General features: G+C 37.5%; 23 protein-coding genes. 15 read left to right on the top strand and 8 right to left on the bottom strand.

Going from position 1 to position 23,910, the window contains the following annotated elements:
• Positions 1 to 3 precede the first annotated feature (3 nt).
• Positions 4 to 684 carry a vWA domain-containing protein gene (locus tag M1F05_RS15965; protein WP_206082982.1) on the bottom strand — a complete coding sequence of 227 codons (681 nt, stop codon included), beginning with the start codon at positions 682 to 684 and terminating at the stop codon, positions 4 to 6.
• Positions 685 to 1,477: 793 nt separating this feature from the next.
• Between M1F05_RS15965 and M1F05_RS15970 the strand changes: the two genes are divergently transcribed.
• From M1F05_RS15970 to M1F05_RS16005, 8 genes are all read left to right on the top strand, one after another.
• Positions 1,478 to 2,008: a fimbrial protein gene (locus tag M1F05_RS15970; protein ID WP_206082983.1), complete on the top strand. Its 531-nt coding sequence runs from the start codon at positions 1,478 to 1,480 to the stop codon at positions 2,006 to 2,008.
• 70 nt (positions 2,009 to 2,078) lie between these two features.
• Complete coding sequence (locus M1F05_RS15975; RefSeq protein ID WP_206082984.1) at positions 2,079 to 2,753, top strand: molecular chaperone; 675 nt, start codon at positions 2,079 to 2,081, stop codon at positions 2,751 to 2,753.
• The gene (locus tag M1F05_RS15980; protein WP_206082985.1) at positions 2,728 to 3,291 is read left to right on the top strand and encodes a fimbrial protein; all 564 of its coding nucleotides are present in this window, start codon (positions 2,728 to 2,730) and stop codon (positions 3,289 to 3,291) included. The genes M1F05_RS15975 and M1F05_RS15980 overlap by 26 nt, the downstream gene beginning before the upstream one ends.
• A gap of 5 nt (positions 3,292 to 3,296) precedes the next feature.
• Positions 3,297 to 3,842 carry a fimbrial protein gene (locus M1F05_RS15985; protein WP_206082986.1) on the top strand — a complete coding sequence of 182 codons (546 nt, stop codon included), beginning with the start codon at positions 3,297 to 3,299 and terminating at the stop codon, positions 3,840 to 3,842.
• A 19-nt stretch (positions 3,843 to 3,861) separates the two neighbouring features.
• Positions 3,862 to 4,575 (top strand): molecular chaperone, encoded by a 714-nt coding sequence (locus tag M1F05_RS15990; RefSeq protein ID WP_206082987.1) that lies wholly within the window; start codon positions 3,862 to 3,864, stop codon positions 4,573 to 4,575.
• The gene (locus M1F05_RS15995; RefSeq protein ID WP_206082988.1) at positions 4,575 to 5,324 is read left to right on the top strand and encodes a molecular chaperone; all 750 of its coding nucleotides are present in this window, start codon (positions 4,575 to 4,577) and stop codon (positions 5,322 to 5,324) included. The genes M1F05_RS15990 and M1F05_RS15995 overlap by 1 nt, the downstream gene beginning before the upstream one ends.
• Before the next feature lie 37 nt (positions 5,325 to 5,361).
• The gene (locus tag M1F05_RS16000) at positions 5,362 to 7,941 is read left to right on the top strand and encodes a fimbria/pilus outer membrane usher protein (protein WP_241016790.1); all 2,580 of its coding nucleotides are present in this window, start codon (positions 5,362 to 5,364) and stop codon (positions 7,939 to 7,941) included.
• Between the two features lie 186 nt (positions 7,942 to 8,127).
• Complete coding sequence (locus M1F05_RS16005; protein ID WP_206082989.1) at positions 8,128 to 8,544, top strand: hypothetical protein; 417 nt, start codon at positions 8,128 to 8,130, stop codon at positions 8,542 to 8,544.
• Between the two features lie 69 nt (positions 8,545 to 8,613).
• On the opposite strand, the gene purT is transcribed toward M1F05_RS16005, so the two are convergent.
• The 3 genes from purT to M1F05_RS16020 form a co-directional block, all read right to left on the bottom strand.
• A complete protein-coding gene (gene purT, locus M1F05_RS16010) occupies positions 8,614 to 9,792 on the bottom strand; it encodes a formate-dependent phosphoribosylglycinamide formyltransferase (RefSeq protein WP_206082990.1) in 1,179 nt (392 codons plus the stop codon).
• A 126-nt stretch (positions 9,793 to 9,918) separates the two neighbouring features.
• Positions 9,919 to 10,845 carry an EamA family transporter RarD gene (rarD, locus tag M1F05_RS16015; RefSeq protein WP_206082991.1) on the bottom strand — a complete coding sequence of 309 codons (927 nt, stop codon included), beginning with the start codon at positions 10,843 to 10,845 and terminating at the stop codon, positions 9,919 to 9,921.
• Positions 10,846 to 11,015: 170 nt separating this feature from the next.
• A complete protein-coding gene (locus M1F05_RS16020; RefSeq protein ID WP_206082992.1) occupies positions 11,016 to 11,963 on the bottom strand; it encodes an aminoimidazole riboside kinase in 948 nt (315 codons plus the stop codon).
• A 163-nt stretch (positions 11,964 to 12,126) separates the two neighbouring features.
• Here M1F05_RS16020 and M1F05_RS16025 point away from each other — a divergent pair, with 163 nt between their 5' ends.
• Positions 12,127 to 13,584: a glycoside hydrolase family 32 protein gene (locus M1F05_RS16025; protein WP_206082993.1), complete on the top strand. Its 1,458-nt coding sequence runs from the start codon at positions 12,127 to 12,129 to the stop codon at positions 13,582 to 13,584.
• A gap of 33 nt (positions 13,585 to 13,617) precedes the next feature.
• On the opposite strand, the gene M1F05_RS16030 is transcribed toward M1F05_RS16025, so the two are convergent.
• Positions 13,618 to 14,613 carry a LacI family DNA-binding transcriptional regulator gene (locus M1F05_RS16030; protein ID WP_206082994.1) on the bottom strand — a complete coding sequence of 332 codons (996 nt, stop codon included), beginning with the start codon at positions 14,611 to 14,613 and terminating at the stop codon, positions 13,618 to 13,620.
• A 468-nt stretch (positions 14,614 to 15,081) separates the two neighbouring features.
• On the opposite strand from M1F05_RS16030, the gene M1F05_RS16035 reads away from it, so the two are divergent.
• Positions 15,082 to 15,711, top strand: a complete 630-nt coding sequence (locus M1F05_RS16035) for a response regulator transcription factor (protein WP_206082995.1) — start codon at positions 15,082 to 15,084, stop codon at positions 15,709 to 15,711.
• Between the two features lie 577 nt (positions 15,712 to 16,288).
• Here the strand turns inward: M1F05_RS16035 and M1F05_RS16040 are convergent.
• The 3 genes from M1F05_RS16040 to M1F05_RS16050 form a co-directional block, all read right to left on the bottom strand.
• Positions 16,289 to 16,927: a helix-turn-helix domain-containing protein gene (locus tag M1F05_RS16040; protein WP_206082996.1), complete on the bottom strand. Its 639-nt coding sequence runs from the start codon at positions 16,925 to 16,927 to the stop codon at positions 16,289 to 16,291.
• A gap of 212 nt (positions 16,928 to 17,139) precedes the next feature.
• Complete coding sequence (gene rimO, locus M1F05_RS16045; RefSeq protein ID WP_206082997.1) at positions 17,140 to 18,474, bottom strand: 30S ribosomal protein S12 methylthiotransferase RimO; 1,335 nt, start codon at positions 18,472 to 18,474, stop codon at positions 17,140 to 17,142.
• Positions 18,475 to 18,609: 135 nt separating this feature from the next.
• Complete coding sequence (locus tag M1F05_RS16050) at positions 18,610 to 19,539, bottom strand: haloacid dehalogenase-like hydrolase (RefSeq protein ID WP_206082998.1); 930 nt, start codon at positions 19,537 to 19,539, stop codon at positions 18,610 to 18,612.
• Between the two features lie 273 nt (positions 19,540 to 19,812).
• On the opposite strand from M1F05_RS16050, the gene M1F05_RS16055 reads away from it, so the two are divergent.
• The 5 genes from M1F05_RS16055 to efeB all read left to right on the top strand — a co-directional run bounded on the left by M1F05_RS16055 (position 19,813) and on the right by efeB (position 23,823).
• Complete coding sequence (locus M1F05_RS16055) at positions 19,813 to 20,370, top strand: iron transporter (protein ID WP_206082999.1); 558 nt, start codon at positions 19,813 to 19,815, stop codon at positions 20,368 to 20,370.
• Between the two features lie 94 nt (positions 20,371 to 20,464).
• Positions 20,465 to 20,800, top strand: coding sequence for a cupredoxin domain-containing protein (locus M1F05_RS16060; RefSeq protein ID WP_318825892.1), 336 nt, complete (start codon positions 20,465 to 20,467; stop codon positions 20,798 to 20,800).
• Between the two features lie 11 nt (positions 20,801 to 20,811).
• Entirely contained in the window at positions 20,812 to 21,660 is an 849-nt protein-coding gene (locus M1F05_RS16065) for an FTR1 family iron permease (protein ID WP_206083001.1), read from the top strand.
• Entirely contained in the window at positions 21,638 to 22,540 is a 903-nt protein-coding gene (locus tag M1F05_RS16070) for an EfeM/EfeO family lipoprotein (protein WP_206083002.1), read from the top strand. Before M1F05_RS16065 ends, M1F05_RS16070 begins: the two co-directional genes overlap by 23 nt.
• A gap of 11 nt (positions 22,541 to 22,551) precedes the next feature.
• Positions 22,552 to 23,823 (top strand): iron uptake transporter deferrochelatase/peroxidase subunit, encoded by a 1,272-nt coding sequence (gene efeB, locus M1F05_RS16075; protein ID WP_206083003.1) that lies wholly within the window; start codon positions 22,552 to 22,554, stop codon positions 23,821 to 23,823.
• Positions 23,824 to 23,910: the final 87 nt, after the last annotated feature.

Raw genomic sequence — 23,910 nt, forward strand, 5'->3', positions numbered from 1 at the left:
ACGTTATACCGACACTGTAGACCAGCTATCCGTTGAAGGGAGTTGAGCTTGCCCACCTGGTGTCGATTGGGAAACCACCTGCATACTCGCACTCAACCACAAAAAGAGTTCTTTAAATTGCAATCCTTTTAGCTTTTTCACGCCATTCAAGCCTGCAATACTGAACTCCCCCATAACTTGCGCACTTGCCCCATCAACCATAATAGGGAACATCGCCACTTTTTGATCTTTTTGCGCTTGGCGACAAACTTGTGCCGATTCTTCCCATAAATCTGTAGGAGCACCATCTGACATTAAAAATAACCAAGGACGGGTATAAGCGACGCCCGCTTGGCGAAAACGTTGTTTTTCAGCTTCTATTTCATCTAACGCCACCATAACAGCTTGCCCTGTTGGTGTTGTCCCATTCGCTTCTAATATAGGTGCAGTAAAATCCATGGCATCACACCAATCACCAATAATCGAACATTGGTCGTTTCCACCATATTGAATAACAAGGATCCTAACCCGCTTTGCCGCAATAACATCATCCTTCAATTCTTTTTCGAGTATCTGTAAACCTGCATTTAATTCATTTATCGGCTCGCCGTACATACTGCCAGAACAATCTAATACTAAAACCAATGGTGTTCGTTGCTCACTGTTATCAACTAGAGCAACATCAGGAATGATAAGTTGACTCATGCACTTTCCTTATTTTATTGGGACGAAAATACCAATATACAGAATCACACCACGAATGAAACTAAGAAAAAAAGAGGAATAGATAAATATAATAAGAATAATCTCAAGAATATGATAACTTTTATCTCTTATATATTTTATCTTAAATGAGAATTATCCTAAGTATTTAAACCTAAAAAATTAACCAATATAATTAAAAAAAAGAAAAACAATGAATATTTATAAAAATACCAGCTTAAAACTAAATGTTTCTAACATCCATTATTCATTAGTAACATCCCTTACCTATACGCACGATAAGCGTAAAAAAGAGAGACAAATTATGAATAATTATTAATATAAGATTTATAGCCTTTATTTACAACCAAAATGGACAATTTCAGAATAAAAACCCAATAAAGACAATGAAATTTAACTTAAGAAAATGAATAAAATTACAATACATTGAAATAAAACAAAAATAACATTTAGAAAACTATTAAAAAGCACTATAAAATTATTTTCACCTAGTTTGACAACAATAATGAGTACAACTAATATTAACCCCGTAGTCAGCGAGCAAGAGTTCGCAAATACTCAGAAAAAAACAAACTTTAAATTAAGCCGAAATAAATACTGTCTATTTAAATGAGATGGAAAATAAATTTAAATATTTATAATTTTCAAATCAAAAAAAATAGCAAGATTTAATGCTATTAAAGCAAATAAAAGCTTAATTGATATCTCTAAAAATTAGATACAAGAAACTTTAAATTTTTAAATTATCTATCTCACATACTTAGGAATGATTATTATGAAATTAAATAAACTTGCTTTCATCGGTGCTTTAACCGTTGCAACTCTTTCTTCACAAGCTTTTGCTGCACAAGATGCAACAGTAAACTTCAATGCTCGTTTAGTTGCTGCAACATGTGATATCAGCGCATCTAAATCTTTAGTTAATTTAGGTACACACTCAATTGAAAAAATTACTGATATCAACAAAGCATTAGCAGAATCAAACTTCAACTTAGTATTAAACAAATGTACTAAAACTTATTCTGATGACACTACTGCAACAGAAGTTTCAATTCTAGCAACAGGTGAAGCTTTAACAGGTCACTCTGATATGTTTGCAGATGCTCAAGCATCACAAGTTGGTGTTAAATTAAAAGCAGGTACAACTGAGTTAACACCTAATGTAGAAACTACTATCAATAACCTGAAAATTTTAGGTGAGAACGACTATATCGTTGAAGTAACTGCTGGTTTATATGCAACAACTAAAGATGCAGTCGCTCAAACGTTAAATGTTCCAGTAACTTTCAGCGTTGCATACGACTAATAACTACTTTTGTTAATTAGCTAGTTGAGCAGGCAGTATTTATTTACTGCCTGCAATAAAGGAAATAAAAATGACAAAATTAAAATCCTTATTTTTTATCTTATTAACTTTTTCATTTGCAACCCAAGCGGGTGTTGGCTTAAGCCAAACACGTATCGTTATTGAGGAAGCAACGAATTCAGCCTCTATTTCAGCACGAAATGAAGATGACAAGTCTTATTTAGTCGCTAATTTTATTACACAACAATTAGATAGCAAAACAGCTACTGAAGGTTTATTTGTTATTACGCCTTCAATTTTCAAATTAACGCCGAAACAACGCAATATCATTAAAATTAAGGCTATTACAAGTAAGTTTCCAAAAGATAGAGAGTCAATGTACTACTTTCACTCTCGTAATGTACCCGAATTAAACGAAAATGATGGTGTGAAAGTCGGCTTAGAAAATGTCATTAAGGTTTTCTATCGCCCAACAAATTTATCGATGCCACAAGAAACAGCTTTTAAAAATATAAAAACAAAAAGTACTGCAAACGGTATTAAGTTAATTAATGATTCACCTTACTACGTCAATTTAGCTGGATTATTTGTTAACAATAAAAGCATCAAACTCAATAAACAAAATAATGTGTTGGCCCCATTCTCTGAAATAAGCTATCCAAGCCAAATAAAGAATGGAGCAGTGAAATGGGCTGTTATCAATGATCTTGGAGGATATAATGAATACCATGGGACGGTTCAGTAAAATAGTACTCGCTCTATGTGTTATCCTATTTTCAAGTCAACTTGTTGCCCAAAACGGACAAATACAGTTCAAAACCCGGATTACAAAAGGAACTTGCGAATTCGACGATAACAGTGATTTAAATAAAACTATCGACTTTAATAAAATTGGAGTCCTTATTGCATCAGAGGTTGATGGGCAACCAATTAAAAAACCGATTTTAACTGAAAATTTCTCTTACACCATTATTTGTAAAAACTTCCCTGCTAATACTGAGAAGAATATAAAAGTAAAATCAAAATCAGCTGCTTCAACACTATTTAGCAATGGAATGTTTTACGGATCAAATGATACAACTAAAACGGGTTTTTTACTTGAATCATGTAACAAAAGCAACCAAACTTGTAAGGAAGTGAATGAAGAAGGTGTTGCTACTTTTCCATCCACAACCAGTGACTCAGTTGAAGTTAATTACCGAGTAAGTCTAGTAAAACGCGAAAATGGTGTAAAACCAGGTGATTCTAACGCTGCCGTGACTTTTGAATTTTATCAGGATTAGGTGTCATGAAAAAAATAGAACAAGTATTAATCACTTTTTTAATATTTTTCATGTATTTCCCTGCAATAGCGGCTGATGATTACATGGTTAGATATGAATTCTCTGTTTTATTTTTAGCTAAAACTTGTGATATTGATGTTCCTTCTGAAATATTACTGGGTAATCAAGCAGGTATCACCACCGTAACAGAAATTAAAAATGATAGCGTAACCAAAAGCTTTACCATTGGTTTGAAAAACTGTAACAACCAATCGCAAAGTACGGCACTGGTTTATCTGTCATCAGGTAATACATTGAACGGAAGTAATAATTTTTTCAATGATGATCCAAACGGTGTTATTGGGGTTCAATTATTAGATGGAAATCGTGTTATCAATATTAACGGAAACCCTTTGGGTAAACCCAGTCCAGCATCAGTTATCTGGGAGAATATTGAAAGCACCAGCGCAACGAAAAACATCAATGCTAAGTTACGTTGTGTAGTAGATAATTGTGAACCTAATGAAGGTGATTTCTCTGCAACATTAACTATTGGTTATTACGCCGATTAATAATAAAGCGGAAATTTACATGAAGAAGATGGTAAAAGCTTTTCTGGGAATTTTTTTTATTACCCAAAGTTCTGTTGCTGCTGTTTCACTAGATCACTCAAGAGTTATATTTACTCAAGATGATAAAAGTCAAAGTGTAAGCGCTTATAACACAGCAAATAAAAAATACCTGATTCAAAGCTTAGTTTTTTCTGACTTAAGTTCAGAAAACGAACCAAGCCATAATTTCACGGTAATACCACCAATCGTAACATTAAATGAAAACTCTAATAATGCATTAAAAATCCTGCCAAAGGGATTGAATGAACTACCACAAGATAGAGAGTCGTTATTTTATTTGATGGTTAATTTTATACCTGAGACAACAAAAAAAAATAATGATCAAAATAATCAAATAAATACAAAATTTAATTTATCTACAAAGATAGTCATAAAAATGTTTTACCGTCCAACTGGCATTAAAGGTAATGTAAAAAACTATATTAATGAACTAACAGCTAAGCAGTCTGGGAATAAAATTATTATCAACAACCCATCTCCTTATCATTTTACGTTAGTTAATATCAAAATGGACAATGAGTCATATAACAGTGATAGAGCACCTATGGTCGCCCCTTTTTCTACAATTGAGATACCAGCAAATAAAAAAGTATCGAAATTAGAATGGGACATGATTAATGACTACGGAGGGGAAACCCCACTACAGCCAGTAATATTAGGTGGAACTAAATAATGATAAAAAACAAATTATTAATATTTTTTCTTTTGTCTGTTTGCTTGCCAGTAGCCGTATTAGCAAAATCGCCTACAGGCTTTGATTTTCTGCTTAAAAGATACGTCTATAACGAAAGTAATAAAAGTGGTATCAGTATCGAGATACTGAATGGAAACGACAAAAGTTATTTAATGGAAGCCTGGATAGCAAACGTTGATAAAGAAACGTTACTACCAAAAGAAAAAAAAGAGACTGAAATAGTTCCTTTTATTATCTTACCACCATTAAAAAATATGGGACCAGGATCCCAAACTTCATGGAATATAAGGCGTACAGGTATTGATATTAATGGCGTTAATATGCCAAAAGATAGAGAAAGTCTCTTTTGGATTGGAATCAGGGGCATTCCTAGTGAAGAAAAATCAAAAGAAGAAAATAGTATTCAGTTAAATGTTATCCCTAATTTCTACTTTAAACTACTGTACCGTCCAAAAGAAATTCAAAATTTAAAAACGAGTGACTTAGCTAAAAAAGTTAAACTAACTCAAAATAGCAGTGTATTAACAATAGAAAACCCAACACCTTTTTATTTAACATTTGATTATTTAAAAGTTGCAGGGCATGAAATTAAAAATGGCGAAAGAGAAATAACATTGACACCTTTTTCAACAAAGGAAGTCACGCTACCAAACAATAAAGTTGGAAGGATCGAGTGGCGATTCACGGATGAATATTTGATGGAATTAGATAAAGAGTCCTTAAATTAAATTTCAGTTGAAATATTATTAACTATAACGATTGACGATGAATGGTGATGCTGTGAAAGGGATGAAATTTAAAATAATAGCATTAGAAGTTTTTGCATGTTGTTATGCAATGACTCCTGCTTTTGCACACGCCGAATCTTATTTCGATCCCGGCCTGTTAATGCATGGTAGTGGTATTGATATCAATCAAATCAATTTAAACGATTTCGTACAAAACAACACCCTAACACCTGGTACTTATGACGTCACCATCAACGTTAATATGATCCCTTCAGGGGAGTTGAGTATCCCATTTACTAAAGCTGATGGTGATAAAGTTTCTCCCGTTTTTACTATTGAGCAATTGCAAAAACTCGGTATTAATACCTCTGCAGTGCCAAGTTTAAGGGGCTTAGCTGAAACCACCGAGATTGCTAACTTATCTGACTATATTACTGATGCTTCGGTCACTTTTGATGTGCAAACCTTGACTGTCAATTTGTCTATCCCACAAATTGCGATGGTACCTAATTTTACAGGTTATGTTCCGCCAGATGCTCGCGATGATGGTGTAACAGCGTTAATTATGAATTATGTACTTAACTACAGTAATAACCGTCAGCTTTCCAAATACCACCAAAAAGCAAGCACCTCAGATTCAATATTTACGAATATTAACGTGGGGATTAACTTTGGTGCATGGCGCTTAAGAACGAGTTATTTGTACAACTACAGTAAAAATAGCGGGGCCTCAAGTTACAGTGATTCTGATTTCTCAAATACTTATGTATACAGAACCATTAATGCGATTAAATCAACCTTAAGAGCCGGTGAAATTTCATCTGGTGGTACAATTTTTGATTCAATCCCAATGAAAGGGGCGAGTTTAAAGTCAAACCCAAACCTTAATCCGAATAGCATGCAAGGGTATGCCCCTGTTGTTGAGGGTTTTGCCAACTCAAATGCGACAGTGACTGTACGTCAAAATGGTAGTGTTGTTTACCAAACGTTCGTTGCACCAGGTAGATTTGTGATCCGAGATATTCCTGCCAGTGGTTTAGCTGGGGATATGGAGGTCACCATTGAAGAAGAAAATGGTAAGCAAACGGTTTATACACAAGCTTATTCATCATTACCAATGATGGAAAGACAGGGTATGTACAACTATGAAATTGTTGCAGGCCGCTATAACGGAGGTATCGCTACGGACTCCAAAAGAAAAACATTTACCTTAGGTACGTTCAGTGTTGGTTTACCATACAACATAACGAGTTACGGTGGTTTATTGGTCTCCAATGGTTATAACTCTATCGTGGGGGGGCTTGGCTTTTCTTTAGGTGTACTCGGCGCTTTATCTACGGACGTGACTCATTCTGATGCGAAATTTTCTAATCAGCGCTTAAAAGGGCAATCTTACCGTATTCGTTATTCGAAAAGTTTACTCTCAACAGGAACATCGTTTGACTTAACAGCATTACGTTATACCACAGAAAATTTTTATTCATTCTCTGACTATAACAATACGGGTTACGATATTAAAGAGGGGTTAGCGCCGTGGACAGGCTCAAGGCAGCGTTATAGTTTCCAAACATCAATTAGCCAGTCCTTTGATTCTTATGGTTCTTTATCATTAAGAGCAGCGAAAAATACCTATTGGGGTGGGCAAAGCTCAAACACCTCTGTTGGTATGTCATACAATAATAACTACAAGGGTGTATCTTACAGCTTAAGTTATATGGTTGACCGCGTGAAAAGCTACAATAACTCATGGCCAGAAAACCGTGTTGTTTCTTTAGATATTTCAGTACCTTTAAGCTTACTGACGAATAGCGAGATGGCTCAAACCATGAGTGCTCGCTATGGTATCAGCGTTGATAACCATGGTGAAACACGAAACCAAGCAGGTTTGACGGGAAGTGCGCTGGAAAATAAATTCAGCTACGGTTTATACCAAAACTATAACAGCCAAGGCAGTAACTACGGCGGTAGCGTAAATGGCACATACTCAGCAGATAACTCCACATTATCAGCAGGTTATAGTTATTCTGACTCGAACCGTACAATGAATGCAAGTATGAGCGGCGGAATGATCGCCCATTCAGATGGTATCTCACTATCCCCAAGTGTGGGTGATACTCTCGCTATCATCACTGCGGATGGTGCTAGAGGTGCAGAACTCACCATGGGTGCCAAGTTTGACCGTTTTGGGAACGCGATTATTCCACAGTTAGCAAGCAACGCGGCGAACCAGATTTCAGTCAACGTTAATACGTTGCCAGATGATACTACCTTTAAAGATACCTCAATGATGGTGTACCCAACGGAAGGGGCAATCATCAAACGTAACTTTAAAACGAAAATTGGTTACCAAGCCATGATTAATATTAACACAACGGGAAAAATGCCACCATTTGGGGCGATTGCAACACTCGTCTCTACTGATAAAAATAATGATATTAATACAGGTATTGTTGGCTCTAATCATCAGCTGTACATGAGCGGTTTACCTGATTCAGGAAAACTGAATATCAAGTGGGGTAATCAAGGTGATCAATGTTCAATCAGCTATGCTTCATTGGAAAGTATTGCTGTCACCGCTGACTCACCAGTTAGAACAATAACAGCTGAGTGTAAATAATAAATATTCACTGTCAAATTGACGAGCAAAAGAATAACTATGAAAAAAATGACATCCTATTTCTCATTTTCACACAAAGTGGCATCCGGCTTTCTACTAGCGCTTTTATTTGGAGCACGCACTTCTGGTATTCGCAGCAGATAAGCTAACCGTTCGTGCGGGGCAGATAGGTTATTTAGTACCCAATTGGCGGGTAATAGAACCAACCAGTTGCTAGAAACGCGTCCTGCGTCAATGTCAATAGACTGTGTTACCACGGGTAAATTGCTGATGGTGTTATCCGCTAACCAACAACTGCATGGACAAAGCAATGCAGGAACTGGATCAAGTACTAACCTTGCAGGTATGGCATTAGACTCGGTGACAGGTAACTCATCTAACTCGACTGAACGCCCTTATATCGTGACGTCGAAAGTTCCACCGTCTTCAGATATCTGTAGAAGAGGAAACTCAGATGCTTTAGTGTATTATGACCGTAAAAAGCTAGGGGATATTGCCACGACCAATTTACGCCAAAACCTATACTTTAACCTTTGCCAAAATGGGAACGTACAAGCGGGTGGCTATAGAGGTAGCATCGACGTCTCTTTCTACCTTGAATAATCGCTTGTTATTATTTTCATTTTTTGGCCCATTAATTTTTATATTAAAGGGCCATTTTTCATATCATATCTAACCTGACACATTTACTGCACTTGCCGCTTTTTTTGCCCTTTCGAGTGCTTTTTCGATTGAATCTGCAATGGCTAACGCAACACCCAACCTGCGAGTTCCTGCAATTTCAGGCTTCCCAAATAAACGTAGTTGGATATCAGAATCGAATGCATTCTTAATATTAGAGAACACCACATTTTGGCTATGAAGTTCAGGTAAAATAACCGCAGAAGCACTTGGGCCATATTGGCGAACGTTACCAATAGGGAAACCTAGAAATGCACGTACATGTAAGGCAAATTCAGAAAGATTTTGCGAAATCAGCGTCACCATTCCAGTATCATGAGGGCGTGGGGATACTTCATTAAAAATGATGTCATCACCACACACAAATAACTCAACGCCAAACAAGCCGTAACCACCTAACGCAGAAACGATTTTTGCAGCAACATCTTGAGCCTTTTTCAGCGCTTTCTCGCTCATCACTTGCGGCTGCCAAGATTCGCGATAGTCACCTTTTTCTTGACGATGTCCTACAGGAGCACAAAAATGGATCCCATCTACAGCGCTAACCGTTAACAGGGTAATTTCAAAATCAAAATTGACCATTTTCTCAACAATGACTCGACCTTGCCCTGCGCGCCCCCCCTCTTGAGAATAATGCCACGCCTTTTCTAAGTCCGCATTTGAACGAATGACACTTTGCCCTTTTCCTGATGAACTCATGACGGGCTTTACAATACATGGGAAACCCATTTTTTCAGCGGCTTCAATAAAATCTGATTTATTTTCTACGAAATAATATTCCGATGTAGGTAAACCTAATGTTTCAGCAGCAAGACGACGGATACCTTCTCTATCCATTGTTAAAAAAACGGCTTTTGCAGAAGGGACGATTTTTTGCCCTTGCTCTTCGAGTTCAACTAACGTTTGGGTCGCAATTGCTTCAATTTCAGGCACAATAAAATCAGGCTTTTCTGCGATCACTAACTGTTTTAGTGCCTCACCATCCAGCATATTGATGACGTGGCTACGGTGAGCAATGTGCATAGCGGGTGCATTTTTATAGCGGTCTACTGCAATCACTTCGATACCTAAGCGTTGGCATTCAATGGCAACTTCCTTACCTAACTCCCCTGCGCCCAGTAACATAACTTTTGTTGCAGATGCACAAAGTGCCGTACCTAACTGTTCCATGATTGATGACCTTATATGCGAAAATAATACCGATGATTATATACGCAAACGTTTGCTTTTGCTATCCACGTAATAAAAAGGCCATGATAAAACATATTCGTGTCTTGAAATTAAATGAAATATTGTCTAATTCTGCGGGGTTTCATCTCGCCCGGTAATAAAAGGTTCTTTTTGGGAAAATTTGGCATAATGCTTATGCAATAAAGCCAAAATACAAAATAGTAAACCAATCCAGATTAATGCAAAGCTAATCCCTTTAACCCAATCAAACAGTTCATTAAACAAGAACACAGCGAGTAAAAATTGGATAGTTGGCTCTATATATTGGGCCAAACCAATAACAGTGAGTGATGTGCGTTTGATAGCCGCAGTAAAAAACAGCAAGGGAATAATCGTCACAGGTGCCGCTAACATATACAAAATACGAAGCTGCCAATCTCCCGCCTCCACTGCGCTTAACCCTTTTGACGATAACCACCAAGTAATACCCATTGCAATAGGCAACAACCATAATGCTTCTAAAAACAATGAAGTAATAACATCAAACCGAATAAATTTACGGATCAATCCATATACCGCAAACGCACTCCCCATCACGAGTGCTAAAATAGGCAATTCACCATATTGCCAGATTTGATAACCAACCCCAGACAAAATAAACGTAACGGCCATTTTTTCCGCAAAAACTAACCTTTCACGTAAAAAAACAACACCGAGCAAAATAGAGAATAATGGATTGATAAAATAGCCCAAACTTGCGGCTAACACTTGCCCATGAGTGAGTGCATAAGTGAATGTGGTCCAAGAGATAGCCATAATGGACGAACTAAAAAGGCAAAGGATAATGGACTTTTTATCAACCCATACTTGTTTCCATATTGTTTTATTTTTAATGACTAAACGGATTAAAAATAGCAATGGAATTGACCAAATAAGACGTTGGGCAAGGAGTTCTAGCGGTTCAGCTTCAGGAAGCAGCCGATAAAATAAGGGCGTTATTCCCCATAAAATATAGGAAAAAATAGCTAGAGCCACACCTGAACGCAGCAACATAATATAGCCTACAATAAAGTCAAATAAGGTAAAATTTGCTCCACATCATACGCCAATATAAAGAAAATAAAATGTTACTAACGCTCATTCTAAAGCTATCTATTTAAGATTATATGCAAATAAAAAATAGCATATAAAGCCAAATTTTATTTGCACGTTAACTCTTCACATTAAAAAATCTGTTTTTGGTGCAATGGCGGCTGCTGCTGCATAAATTCAACAAGCTCTTGAGACGTTGGCGCTGCGGAAATTGCCCCTTTTTTAGTTGTGGCTAAAGCCCCACAAGCTGTTGCCTGAGAAATAATCTTCATCAAATTATCTTTTGTATTAGCCATGCCATATTGATTAATTGCCGCTAACAATCCAGCCATAAAAGCATCTCCAGCGCCCGTGGTATCAATACTATCGACTAAATAAGCACTTACTGAAAAATAATACTCTGTCGTAAATACCCTGCACCCTTGCGAACCTTGCGTCACGACCTTAAGCTCCGCAGGATAATCACGCAATTTTTCAACCGCCTTATCAAATAGGCTCTCACCCGTTAACCAAAGTAATTCATCATCAGAAAGTTTTAAAATGTCAGCCTGTTTTGCAAAGGTGTCCACAACTTGATGCATTTCTTCGTGATCTTCCCACATTTGTGGACGAATATTTACATCAAAACTTAATCGGCCCCCAGCTTGCTTAATTTGAATTAACCCTTCCGTTAATGATGTACGGCATATTGGGTGAACAAGCGCGAGTGAGCAAAAATGCAATATATCCTGACCAAACTGAGGTAAGTTTTTTGAACTTAAAAATTGATCTGCTGAAGGCGAAACTAAAAAAGTAAACTCACGTTCGCCATTTTCATGTAATGAAACTAATACTGTACTTGTTCGATATTCTTCATCAAATTCCATGGCCTGTGTATCAACACCTAGGTCAAATAAGGTTTTTTGCATAAAATGACCAAATGTATCTTCTCCGACTCTACCAATAAATCCGCTTGGATGGCCAAGCTTAGCAACGCCAGCCGCAACATTGACAGGGGCCCCCCCTGCACAAGCTTGATACCGCATATTTTCTAATGGAATTAAATCAATAACAGCATCGCCCAATGACCATATTTTCATATTTTCACCTTTTTAGTTTCCGACCAGGAAAATTTAAGCTAGTAAATCTAAGTTGTTAACGTTAACATAAAGTATAAAGTGATCGATTAGAAAACACACGTATTATCTCACCCCATTTTATCCATTTCAGATTTGTTATAGCAAAAAAGGTTAGGGATCCATTATGGAAAAACAGATTGAACGAGCAAATCAAGCCATTAAAAAAAATGCAAAACAGCTAAATACCCTGTTTTATCCGCACTATCATTTAGCACCACAATCAGGTTGGATGAATGACCCTAATGGATTAATTTATCATCAAAACCTATACCATGCTTTTTACCAACATCATCCCTACAGTTCCGTGTGGGGGCCAATGCACTGGGGTCATGCAACAAGCACTGATATGGTACATTGGCAACACCAACCGATAGCGCTTGCTCCGAGTGAGGACTATGACCGTGATGGCTGTTTTTCTGGCTCAGCCGTCAGTCACGAAGGTAAACTGTATTTATTTTACACGGGCCATATTTGGTTAGCTGAAGAAGGCGATGACAGCCAAATTCAGCAATCTCAATGCTTAGCAGTAAGTAATGATGGCATTCATTTTGTGAAAAAAGGTATTGTTCTTCCCGCCCCAGAGGGATACATGCACTTTCGCGATCCAAAAGTGTGGCAACAAGAGGGCAAATGGTGGATGGTTGTTGGTGCAAGGGATACATTTGACCAAGGGAAAATTCTGTTATTTAGCTCAATGGATTTACTTCACTGGGATCCTAATTTTCAGATACTCGCTAAAACAGATGACAAAAATGTCTACATGTGGGAATGCCCTGACTTCTTTCCACTCGATGACCAATTTATTGCTTTATTTTCTCCTCAAGGAAAAAAAGCAATAAATTTCCAATACAGAAACCTCTATCAAAATGGTTACCTTATTGGGCGTTGGTCTCCCAATTCACCTTATAAGATTACCCAACCCTTTACTGAATTAGATTTTGGACAAGATTTTTATGCACCTCAAACTTTTTTAGCAAAAGATGGGCGCCGTATTGCGATAGCATGGATGGATATGTGGGAAAGTCATATGCCTTCAAATAAACATGGATGGTCAGGTTGTTTCACATTACCAAGGGAGCTTACCTTATCAAAACAAGGTAAAATTATCGCAAAGCCCATTCGTGAATTAAAAAAATTGCGGCGGTCAGCGGTCCATTTTCCAGAAATGTGCTTGCAAAAAAACACCACACTTTTGCTAAGTGAAGATGCGAGTAGCTGTGAAATTGAATTAATTTGGGACTTAACACAAAGTGCTTCAGCAGAAAAATTTGGTTTCTGGATTGGAAATGGGCTGCAATTTTATGTTGATAACCAAAGCCAGCAGTTAACATTAATGCGACACTATCCTGAATATATTATCAGTGATAGTCGTTGCGCACCTTTACCACAAGTCAAACAACTCAAAATTCATGCCTTCGTTGACCAATCTTGCCTCGAGATTTTCATCAATGAGGGTGCAATAAATTTTAGTTGCCGCATCTATCCAGAGCTACAGCAGAGAAAACTACAACTATTTACGATAAACCAGTCAGCGCACTTGAAAGAAGCTACTTATTGGCCGATAAACAACGCGATTGAATAAGTCGTTATGTTCGTTGGAATAGTTTGAATGCCGTTAAAATGAGCTGCGCTCAAGAAGGTCACATGCCACATATTGAATATCTTGTTGCTGACGCCCTTCTATTATGTGAAGCGCAGCTTGTTGCCCCAACTGATAGTGCGGCAATACAACTGTGCTCAATGGGGGATAAAATAAATGCCCCACCCCAATCATGTTATCGTAACCAAGAATGGCAATATCATTTGGGATATGTAAACCCCGACTTAATAAAATTTGATATGCTAAAAAAGCAACACGGTCATTTCCACAAATAATAACATCAAAATCAGGCTTATTATTTTGAAAATGAGAATCAATTAGAGAAATAATATCAATATAATGCTCATCGCCAAGCTCAAGATGATATTGCATCAAGTCTTCGTGCGGTAAATTAGCATTTCCCCATGCTGTTTCCACTGCTTCACGGCGTATTTTCCCTGCTAACGTCTCATATGGAATATATAAACATAATGGCTTTCGGTAACCTTTCTCTATTAATCGCTCCACCGCTCTGTATTGACCATTAAAGTCATCAGGAATATAAGCAGGGAACAATTTATTTTTATCAACGCAGTTCGCTAAAACCAACGGGCTTTGATGCAAAGCTTCAGGAATTGTGACTTCCCTTAACCCCATTGTCGTAAAAATAATACCATCAGGACGTTGAGACAATAGCTGTCGAACCGCCCTGTCGTTATCTTCCTTTGATGTAATATTCACAACAAAACTGTTCCAACCATATTGCCTAGCTGTTTGCTCTATTGACAAAATAATTTCAACAGAAAAAGGCGTCGTTGCTGTATCTAAAGCTAGTACCCCTACCGTTGAAACCTTAGAACTTTTTCCTCTAATTTTTCGCGCTGAAAAATCAGGAATGTAGTTGAGTGCATTAATTGCTAGCTGAACTTGTTTTAATGTATCTGGTTTTAACAATTCAGGGCTATTAATTGCCCTAGAAACTGTCATTAAAGATACATTTGCAAGTCGAGCAACATCTTTTAAAGAAGCCATTAAGTATATTCACTCAGTTAAAAAGGTTTGTAATAAATTCTACCATGTCAGAAGCAAAAAGCACCTTAACTTCCAAAACTACATATCGCCCCCCTTACTTAATAAAATCGCATAAAATATACTCCTTAGGCTTTTTATGACTTACTATTTAAGATATTATTGAGCCAGTCATAAAAATTTCAATCTGATTTTTGAGCCTAAAAAACTCGCCAAACAAGTAAAAGCACCTAAAATGTTACATAAGATTAATCGATTCTTACGCATTGACACAAAATTTAACCATTGTTTCTATTTTATATTAAATTTAACTAGATGATAATTTTAATATAAATTAAGGTCAGTAATACATTAATAAAAAAAACAACGTTCTGTAGAAAACATTATCGCTAAATTTATTTTTAACGATATTTATCTACTTATTTTATCAAATTAATATGAATATCAAATCAGTTCAACAGGAGTATGGTGATGAATAACACCATTCACGTAATCATAGATAGTGATAATGTCTTTAAGAATAAACTGAAATTAATGATGGAATCATTTGGTTTTGTCTTTAATTTTTATAATAACGAAGACACATTTATTAGTAATTATACTTACCCTTTAGAAAGCAATGTAAAGGAATGTATTTTGTTATTTTTAAAAAATAACGAAAATCGTATTAGCCGATTAACCAATATAAATAACTCTTTTGGTATTGTTCCTTTTATTGTCCTTGCTGAAGAACCTTCGGTTAGCCTCTGTAAAGAAAGCTTTAAGTCTGGCGCTTATGACTTCTTCCCTTTTCCATTCAAAGACATTGAGATTCTCAATGCAATCAATAGTGCCACAGAGCAATTTTTAAGTTCATATGAAAAGCACAAGAAATATACCTATCTATCTGACAAATTTGAGCGTTTATCCGTCAGGGAAAGAGAAATAATGGATATGATCTTAGAAGGTAATACCAGTAAAGAAACTGCTGAAAAACTTTCATTATCTCCGAGAACTGTTGAAGTACATCGTTCGAACATCTATACAAAATTAGGTATAAAATCACTCCCTCAACTTATTCAAGAATACGAATATATTAATACCTATTCAAAATATAGGTAATATATACTATATGCTTTTACAATCTAGTAGTCATTATATCTGATGGTTTTATTTCAAGCCGTCAGATATTATTTCTCACAAAATATTAACACATAAGAATTTTGATAAACATAGATTAATATGCTATTAATTTCACAAATTACCCTTACTCTCATGAATAAGGGCAATTTGATTACACGACTATTACACAAAATGCACTTAAGTTAATTAATGATTACAGATGTAATAATTACATAGATTATTTACTATTTTAGATGGAGTAATATTGTTTATATTGCACATTTCCATTAAGCCCTCATTGATAAAAATCTAAATTACACCTCTCATGCATTATTTTGACATCTATTTTCTTAAACTAAAAAAATAAGGCTGCTATTAACATACTGACAAGTAATATTGAAAGATAATGCAGTCTCTTTTTCATTGCTCTTTATCTCAATACAGCCAACTTCAGAGGCTATTTGCAGTAAGTGTTGGTCAGCCTTTTATGCTTCAGCTATTTTAGATGATACATCTCCATCCAAAATACGCCGAAGCATTTTTTTTACATAACCACATGAAAAAACACCGAGCGTGACTACTTATATTCTTTAATATTAATGTCATATTGCTTCAGTTTTCGCCACAGCGTCGTTCTTCCCATGTTCAAAATCTGATGCATTTGCTGAACTTTACCTCGACAGTTTTTTGCCACTTCAATAATGAGAGCTTTTTCAACCGACTGAATATTCAAATCTGCAATGCGTGGAGCCTGAAATGGTTTCGTTGAGGATGGTTGTATATAAGATTGGCATTTCAGCTTTGCAGTAGATTCTCTTGCCAATGATTGCAAAAGAGCAAGAAGAATATTGCTATTCATTTGAGCTGTTGATAAAGCCACAATCAACCACAACTCGCCAAATTGCGAATATATCGGCGCTAAATAATAAAATTTCCCATGTAATTCAATAGGATTAGCAAAAAGACGCTCCTGAGCGTTCTTGCTCATTTCACCTGATAGTAAATCAGCTATTGCAAAATAGTCTTGTGACTTTTGGCTTAACCACAATGTTTCACCTTGAATATTCAGCAAAGAAACATCGGCGTTAAGTTCATGAAGTGAAGACAACCCTGATAAAACAGTATCTCGTATTAACGAGATTAGAAGCTCATTATCATCTAAATAAGCTGTATTTTCTTCTATTGGTGTATTTGTAAATAATGAATGAGCCGACATAGTTATCCTTATTCTTCGATAAGAGTTATTTGATTATGTCAACTTGCCATTTAATTTTTATATTCTAGATCAAGTTATTCTTTAATAGATTTTCGGCGCTTGATCTACGTCAATTTTGAACAAAAGATAAGGAATGATTTCAAAATGAAACCAAAAAAGCCTACTTATTAAACAATAAGTAGGCTCGAAAAGATACAAACAATCCTTGTCTATTATTTAGTAACGATTGCACCCCATAGGTCATACTCATCAGCGTGCTCAACAAGCACTTTAACGATATCCCCGACTTTTACATCAAACTCACCGTTTAAATACACCATCCCATCAATTTCAGGTGCATCTGCCATGCTACGGCCAACAGCCCCCTCATTATCAACCTCATCAATAATCACCCAAATTTCACGACCAATTTTATCTTGCAGCCTCTGCGTTGAAATTTGTTGCTGTAATTGCATAAAGCGATGATAACGTTCTTCTTTGACGTCTTCAGGAACTTGATCGGCAAGTTCGTTAGCTTTCGCGCCCTCCACTGGGCTATATTTAAAGCAACCAACGCGGTCTAATTTAGCTTCAGTTAAGAAATCCAACAACATTTGGAAGTCTTCTTCTGTTTCGCCTGGAAAGCCCACAATAAAGGTTGAACGTAATGTTAATTCAGGGCAAATTTCACGCCAGCGCTTAATACGCTCTAACGTCCTTTCCACCGCACCTGGGCGTTTCATTAATTTTAATATTTTAGGGCTTGCATGCTGCAAAGGAATATCCAAATAAGGTAAAACCTTACCTTCTGCCATAAGTGGAATAACGTCATCCACATGCGGATAAGGGTAAACATAATGTAGACGAACCCAAACCCCCATAGAAGCGAGTTGTTCACATAACCCAATCATGCTTGTTTTAACTGGCTGACCATCCCAAAAACCTGTGCGATGCTTAACATCCACACCATAGGCAGAGGTATCTTGTGAAATAACCAAGAGTTCCCTCACACCAGAAGCGACTAAACGTTTCGCTTCATTTAATACATCACCAATTGGGCGGCTATCTAAATCACCACGCATCGAAGGAATAATACAGAAGGTGCAACGGTGATTACAACCCTCTGATATTTTTAAATAAGCATAATGCTTTGGCGTTAACTTAACGCCTTGTTCAGGCACTAAACTCAAGAAAGGATCATGTTCTGGTTTCGGGACATAATGATGAACATGGTTTAATACTTGCTCATAACTATGCGGCCCCGTTATCTCCAAAACTTTTGGATGGACTTCACGAATTTGGTTTTCTTTTGCACCAAGGCATCCTGTCACAATGACTTTACCGTTTTCATTTAACGCTTCGCCAATCGCTTCTAACGATTCTTGTACCGCGCTATCGATAAAACCACAGGTGTTTACAATGACCAAATCAGCATCATCATAGCTTGGGACAACTTGATAACCATCAGTACGCAATTCAGTTAAAATACGTTCTGAGTCCACCAAGTTTTTTGGGCAGCCGAGTGAAACGAAGCCAATTTTTGGCACCGGATTAGTATTTTGCGACATAACTCACTTCTTTTATTGTTTTAAAAAATGGGCGAAATTTTACCTGAAGAATAGTGGAAATTGTATAATTTTCTGCCAAAAAAATGATTTTCCGAACGAAAAATAGATTGTCATTCGCTCGGAAATAAAAGAGATTTAGCGGTTAATTGACCGCGCAATTCGAGCGTAAGTATGGCGAACACCACGGATAACAATGCCATAATTTAAAATATTTTCAGGTAAGGCAATTCCGTTGTACCCTGAGTCGCCAATGTGGTGCAAATCAGTCCCTGCCATTTTGCACATCAGGGCAATTTGACGGATCGTCTGTATATCCGCACCTTCCTGTGAAGTGCCAATTGCCGTCATTGTCATCACACCTTGGGAATGGCAGTAACTCACCATTTTTTGCACAAATTCTAATGAAATACCTGGAACCGTTCCTGGCGCTGGCAATAAAATAATATCTGCACCACTGGCAATAAATGCCCGAATATCATCCTCAGTGATAAGTTGCTCTGCCGATGCATTTAACACACCTGCGGCATGCATTTTTCCTGTAATCAAAATGACATCATTGCCAACAACCGCCTTCAATTCTTTCAAGCTTTGATTAATTTCTTGGTTGGTGACACCATTGCCAGGATTCCCCGTCAGAACAATAATATCGACCCCCATTTCTTTTAATTTCATCGCATTTTTAACGGTTGCTAAACGCCCTTCAGACATTTTCCACTGAGCATCTTGAGTTGGGTTATTAAACCCAGCAGGGACAGGCTCTAAATTAACACCTATCGCACGCCCTGTTAAATGTTTCAATGTGCGGATAATTTCCTCTGGTGCAATACCTTGGGGTAAACCTTGCATAATAGGTTGATTAACATCGAAAACGTTTAACAACAAAATATCAGCGCCTTGGCTTGCTGCAAGTTCTGCATTCGTTACCGTCATTAAAACAGGCTGAATCGTCCCGATAGTTTCAGAGACGAGTAACCGCCCTTCACTGGCTTTTATTGCTTCTAACAGACTCTTTTTACTTAAATTTGCAATCTCTGAAGCTGAACAATCAAGATAACGTTTTTGCATTTGCAACACCTTTATTTATCAACAGATTTCTCAGTAAAATAATTTCCTTTAATGGAATATATCATGTAATAAATAATAAACCGTTTTACAGTGCACATTCTGTATAAAGTTATTTTTCAAAGAATAATAACTTTATCTAACACCTAGATTTTTATCAAAAAACAACCATTTCGTGCTTTTAAATGGCCACTGATCGAAAATACTCACTTGTAATCTTACAATAGTAATGATTATCATTACGACTCTAACTTAAATAATGGTAAGGACGTAATAATGAAACTCGCCTACAAAGCTGCTGTTTCGGGTCTCGCGTTGTTTTCAATTTCTGCATTTGCTCAAGAGTATCCGCTTGGCCACCCAGTGATTAAAAACGGAATGGAAATTCAAGGTGTCTATTTACAACCCATTACAATGGATACTGAAGAAGGGCATCATAAAATGGCCCACTTAGCGGCAGATAAAGCCGATATCCACTTAGAAGCTGATATCCATGCAGTAGAAGATAATCCGAATGGCTTCGCAGAAGGCGATTGGATCCCTTACCTAACTATCGAATACTCCGTGACGAAACTGGGTGATAAACCGCAAACTCAAACAGGCACTTTTATGCCTATGGTTGCCAGTGATGGCCCTCACTATGGGGAAAACATCAAGTTAGATGGCAATGGGAAATATCGTGTGACCTATAAAATTTACCCACCTTCACATAATAAAGATGTTGCCTTTGGTCGCCACATTGATAAAGAAACGGGTGTTGCTCCTTGGTTCCAACCCTTTGAAGTCTCTTGGGACTTTGACTACGCAGGTGTAGGCCGTAAAGGAAGCTACTAGTTTTATCTAAAGTGAGCAAAGGGTCTTGTAGGAACTCTCATTGTCTGCAAGCCCTTTTTCTGTTTGCGCTAATAAATGGACTCCCTAAGCCAAAATGAAAATATTACTGAGCTTTTTACTGGTTATTGCCTGCTCTTTTTTGCCTCAATCTGTTTTTGCGGCAGAAAAATACACCGTGGAATTAGAAATGAAAAATGGCGATTTAATTCCACGCGTACTGGAAGTTCCTGCAAAAACAATCATCCGTATTAAAATAACCAACACAGGAACTGAACCCGCTGAATTTGAAAACATTCAACTACGTAAAGAAAAAGTGTTAGCGCCAGGAGCCAGCTCCGTCGTTGTTATTGCGCCTCTCAAACCAGGTACATATACCTTCTTTGATGATTTCCATCTTTCTAGCCCTAAAGGCGAAATTGTAGCTAAATAGAGGGGTTAAATATGGGACAAGTTCTGTTTGTTGTTTGGCGAGAAAGCTTTGAAGCCCTACTCGTTATTGGCATTATCTATGCGTGGATAAAACGCCACCCAGATGCCCGTAATGGTATGAAATTCCTGTGGGGTGGTGTCGCTCTTGGTGTCATCATCTCAGTCTTGCTCGCCTTGCTTATTTATGGCGTGTTTAATGTTCTTGATGATACTGGCCAATCCTTATTCATGATCTTCATGGAATTACTTGCCTGTATATTAATCGTCCAAATGGTGTACTGGATGAATAAACACGGCAGCTCGATGAAATCAGAAATAGAATCGGGTATTAACCGTAATGCTGCACACCATAATTGGTGGGGAGCCGCATTGATTATTGCCATTGCTATCGCACGTGAAGGCAGCGAAATTGTGGTGTTTCTCTCTAGCTTTATCATGTCGCTTACATCAGCAAATGCATCTGCATTTTTTGCCGAAGTGGGAGGAGGAATTGCCATTGCAGGCTTAACGTTATATCTATTCCTTCTCACCAACCGCCTTATTTCATGGGCAATTTTCTTCCGAGTAACTGGCGTTATCCTGTTATTTTTAGCCCTATCCTTGCTACTTAAAGGTGTCGAAGAAAGCGCGAATTTATTCATTGAATATGATTATTCAATCCCTGAGTTTTTAATCTATCCTGCATGGGATACCACTGGATTACTCGATGATTCAGGCATTGCAGGGAACTTTATTTCATCTTTCTTCGCATATCGTTCTCAGCCTATTTGGTTAAGCGTAATCACTTTTGTCCTTTATTGGCTCATTGTTATTCCATTATTTGCACGGAGCAAAAAACATGTACAGCTCGCTAAGGCATAAGACGAGATGGATTTTTTTTAGTTTAATACTCACCATAACCATTTCAACAACGGTTCAAGGTAAGGCGCTACGCTCCCCTGTGCAAACAGGGGATGAGATTATTGTTGCCAAAGGGGATATCCCAACCCCCGAAAAATACCAAACGAGTATCCAAACTTATCTTAATTTTGCCAACGCTGAGTTGGCAGAAATGGTTGAAGAATTAAACCTACTACAACAGTCGCTAAAAAAAGGGGATTTAGCCAAAGCCCAATCCGCCTATATTGCGGCCCACCAGCATTATGAAACAGTGCGTCCAATCATTGTGCTATTTGGTAATACAGATAGAACCATTAACCCTCGTGCTGATTATTTTCTCGATAAAGAAAAAGATTATCGCTTCACTGGTTTTCATCTCGTTGAATACCAATTATTTGACCAAAAATCTGCCCAACAAGCGCTTGCTCCTGCCGAAGAACTATTATTAAAAGGGCATGACTTACAAAAGCGAGTCATGACAGAAACGATTGAAATTCCTAAGCTAGTTCAGGCCTCTGCTGACTTTATGGAAATGATTATTGAAACAAAGTTAGACGGTAAAGAAAATATCTACAGTTTGTCAGATTTAACCGATATTGCAGCAAACCTCAAAGGTTCTCAAGAAATCATTGAAATTCTTAGCCCTTTTATTGAGCCTAAAACCTTAGATCAAATAAAAGAAAATGATCAAAAAATGAATAAGATTGTGCAGGCCTATCAAGTTTCAAATGGTCTGTATCAACCTCACAGCCAATTACAACAAAAAGACAAAATGGCACTCTACTCCTTATTAACTCAACAAGCTGAAATCTTAGCGACATTAAGAGCGCAGCTCGATGTTGATGTTTACTATAAATATTAAGGCATAAATTTATGCAAGCTAAACTTAGAAGCCAACCCCCTGCCAATGGGCTATCTCGCCGTTCTGCATTAAAAGCCCTCGCGATTGGTAGTGCCATTTTTGCAGCCCCTGCGTTAAAAGCGAAAGAGCAAATCGCTAACTGCCAGTTAAATTACGATAAAACAATAAATTATCTCGGTCAGCACCAAGCTGGGGTATTAACACCCGAGCAAAAAAATGCCTCTTTTATTGCTTTCAATATCACCACGACCAAGTTTGATGAACTACAAACTGTTTTTTCGCTTTTATCGCAGAGGATAGCCTACCTAACACAACCTCAGCAGGCACCATCAACCACAAATGATAAAATGCCACCTGCTGAATCAGGTATTCTTGGTACCCACCTACAACCTGATTCGCTCACCGTCACCGTAGCACTTGGAAATAACCTGTTTGATTCACGCTTTGGATTAGACAAAATAAAACCAAAACAGCTCGTGGAAATGGCCAGCTTCCCAAATGATCGGTTAGAAGCAAAATGGTGCGGTGGTGATATCATGCTGCAAATTTGTGCGAACAGCCAAGAAAGCGTCATCTATGCCTTAAGAGACATCTTGCGTCATATTTCACCTTACAGTTTTCCACTGTGGAAAATTGATGGTTTCTTGCCTTCCCGTGACATCGATAACCACAGTACACCTATTAACCTATTTGGTTTCAAAGATGGTACAGGAAATGCTTCAGCCGATGATGCCGCGCTGATGAATGAATTAATTTGGATCTCTGGCGGTAAAGAGCCCGCATGGTGTGATGGTGGGACTTATCAGGCTGTGCGCTTGATACGTTTTAACCTTGAATTTTGGGATAGAACGCCTTTAGAAGACCAAGAAAATGACTTTGGTCGCCATAAAGCTACTGGGGCACCAATGGGCATGAAGCAGGAACATGACGATCCTGCTTTTGATAAAGACCCTCATGGCGATCGTGTGTTATTTGATTCCCACATGCGTCGTGCTGAGCCGCGTAATCCTGAACGCCATACCGCCAAGTTAAGACGCCGAAGTTACAGTTATTCATTAGGATTAACAGACGCTGGCGCTCTGGATATGGGGTTAATTTTTATTTCTTACCAAAGCAATTTAAAAGCAGGCTTTATTGATACTCAAAAACGGTTAAATGGTGAACCGCTTGAGCGCTATATTAAACCATTTGGCGGGGGATATTATTTTGTTTTACCAGGCATGCAATCACCACAAGATAGCCTTGCAAAAACAATGTTTGACGCACTAAAACAAGTAAACTAATTGATAAATGCCCTTAGGATATAAACTATTCTTAAGGGCATTTTAGTCTACAACTTCACATTCATTTATGGATCCAATCTTATGTTA

This window comes from Providencia sp. PROV252, assembly GCF_033676005.1.
GTDB classification, from domain to species: domain Bacteria; phylum Pseudomonadota; class Gammaproteobacteria; order Enterobacterales; family Enterobacteriaceae; genus Providencia; species Providencia vermicola.

Coding starts and splice junctions, on each gene's coding strand:
- M1F05_RS15975 (WP_206082984.1), top strand. CDS start 2,079: ATGACAAAATTAAAATCCTTATTTTTTATCTTATTAACTTTTTCATTT.
- M1F05_RS16040 (WP_206082996.1), bottom strand. CDS start 16,927: ATGTCGGCTCATTCATTATTTACAAATACACCAATAGAAGAAAATACA.
- M1F05_RS16060 (WP_318825892.1), top strand. CDS start 20,465: ATGAAAATATTACTGAGCTTTTTACTGGTTATTGCCTGCTCTTTTTTG.
- M1F05_RS16050 (WP_206082998.1), bottom strand. CDS start 19,539: ATGCAAAAACGTTATCTTGATTGTTCAGCTTCAGAGATTGCAAATTTA.
- M1F05_RS15985 (WP_206082986.1), top strand. CDS start 3,297: ATGAAAAAAATAGAACAAGTATTAATCACTTTTTTAATATTTTTCATG.
- M1F05_RS16030 (WP_206082994.1), bottom strand. CDS start 14,613: ATGGCTTCTTTAAAAGATGTTGCTCGACTTGCAAATGTATCTTTAATG.
- M1F05_RS15990 (WP_206082987.1), top strand. CDS start 3,862: ATGAAGAAGATGGTAAAAGCTTTTCTGGGAATTTTTTTTATTACCCAA.
- M1F05_RS16070 (WP_206083002.1), top strand. CDS start 21,638: ATGTACAGCTCGCTAAGGCATAAGACGAGATGGATTTTTTTTAGTTTA.
- M1F05_RS16000 (WP_241016790.1), top strand. CDS start 5,362: ATGAATGGTGATGCTGTGAAAGGGATGAAATTTAAAATAATAGCATTA.
- rimO (WP_206082997.1), bottom strand. CDS start 18,474: ATGTCGCAAAATACTAATCCGGTGCCAAAAATTGGCTTCGTTTCACTC.
- M1F05_RS16020 (WP_206082992.1), bottom strand. CDS start 11,963: ATGAAAATATGGTCATTGGGCGATGCTGTTATTGATTTAATTCCATTA.
- M1F05_RS16035 (WP_206082995.1), top strand. CDS start 15,082: ATGAATAACACCATTCACGTAATCATAGATAGTGATAATGTCTTTAAG.
- rarD (WP_206082991.1), bottom strand. CDS start 10,845: ATGTTGCTGCGTTCAGGTGTGGCTCTAGCTATTTTTTCCTATATTTTA.
- M1F05_RS15980 (WP_206082985.1), top strand. CDS start 2,728: ATGAATACCATGGGACGGTTCAGTAAAATAGTACTCGCTCTATGTGTT.
- M1F05_RS15995 (WP_206082988.1), top strand. CDS start 4,575: ATGATAAAAAACAAATTATTAATATTTTTTCTTTTGTCTGTTTGCTTG.
- M1F05_RS15965 (WP_206082982.1), bottom strand. CDS start 684: ATGAGTCAACTTATCATTCCTGATGTTGCTCTAGTTGATAACAGTGAG.
- M1F05_RS15970 (WP_206082983.1), top strand. CDS start 1,478: ATGAAATTAAATAAACTTGCTTTCATCGGTGCTTTAACCGTTGCAACT.
- purT (WP_206082990.1), bottom strand. CDS start 9,792: ATGGAACAGTTAGGTACGGCACTTTGTGCATCTGCAACAAAAGTTATG.
- M1F05_RS16025 (WP_206082993.1), top strand. CDS start 12,127: ATGGAAAAACAGATTGAACGAGCAAATCAAGCCATTAAAAAAAATGCA.
- M1F05_RS16055 (WP_206082999.1), top strand. CDS start 19,813: ATGAAACTCGCCTACAAAGCTGCTGTTTCGGGTCTCGCGTTGTTTTCA.
- efeB (WP_206083003.1), top strand. CDS start 22,552: ATGCAAGCTAAACTTAGAAGCCAACCCCCTGCCAATGGGCTATCTCGC.
- M1F05_RS16065 (WP_206083001.1), top strand. CDS start 20,812: ATGGGACAAGTTCTGTTTGTTGTTTGGCGAGAAAGCTTTGAAGCCCTA.